Consider the following 838-nt stretch of genomic DNA (forward strand, 5'->3'; position numbering starts at 1 on the left):
GCCCCGGAGTCCCCGCCGGTTCAGAACCCCGCGCTGCCGCCGGGTGCGCTCGGTGACCCCTCCGACGTGGAACGCGAGGCGGGGGTCGCCCGGCTGTTCGAGCTGCACTACTCCTCGATGCTGCGGCTCGCGGTGCTGCTGGGCGCGGACGACCCCGAGAACGTGGTGGCCGAGGCGTACTACCAGATCTACCGCAAGTGGCGGCGGCTGAGAGACGCCGAGGCTGCGGAGGCGTACCTCCGCTCCACGGTCTGCAATCTGACCCGGATGCGGATACGGCACCTCCAGGTCGCCCGCAGACATGTGGAGATCCCGGCGGTGGAGGAGCCGGTCGCCTCCGCGGAGAGCACCGCGCTGCTCCACGACGACCAGCGGGTGCTGATCGGCGCGCTCCAGCAGCTGCCCGCCCGGCAGCGGGAGGCGCTGGTGCTGCGCCACTGGCTCGGGCTGAAGGAGAGCGAGATCGCGGCCGCGATGGGCATCTCCTGCGGCTCGGTCAAGACCCACACCGCACGCGGCCTCGCCGCCCTCACCCAGGCGATGGAGGCCCGGCGATGAACGACACGACCGGAAACGACACCACCGGACACGACACCGGTCGGGACCGCACCGAGCGGGAGCTGGCCGCGGCGCTCGCCGCGTTGGCGGGCGGGGTGCACGCCGCGCCGGACGCGTACCGGACGGCGCGCGGCGACTGGCTCCGCCGCGAGCGCCGGCGGCGGCTGGTGCTGGCCGTCCTGATGCTGCTGGTCTTCACGGTCGCCACGTTGATCGGCCTCTGGGTCCTCAACCAGGCCCCGTCCGGCTCCGGGGTGATCTTCTCGGGGGTGGGAGGGAC

2 protein-coding genes are annotated in these 838 nt (G+C 73.3%); both read left to right on the forward strand.

The window, feature by feature from the left end; all coding sequences use genetic code 11:
• Positions 1 to 33: 33 nt before the first annotated feature.
• On the forward strand, positions 34 to 558 hold the full coding sequence (locus P1P70_RS45230) for a SigE family RNA polymerase sigma factor (protein WP_319248393.1): 525 nt from the start codon (positions 34 to 36) through the stop codon (positions 556 to 558).
• Positions 555 to 838, forward strand: a 284-nt coding sequence (locus P1P70_RS45235; protein WP_319248391.1) for a hypothetical protein, incomplete at its 3' end; no start/stop codon positions are given. The genes P1P70_RS45230 and P1P70_RS45235, both read left to right, overlap by 4 nt.

Source organism: Streptomyces sp. MB09-02B (assembly GCF_033794485.1).
Classification (GTDB): Bacteria; Actinomycetota; Actinomycetes; order Streptomycetales; family Streptomycetaceae; genus Streptomyces.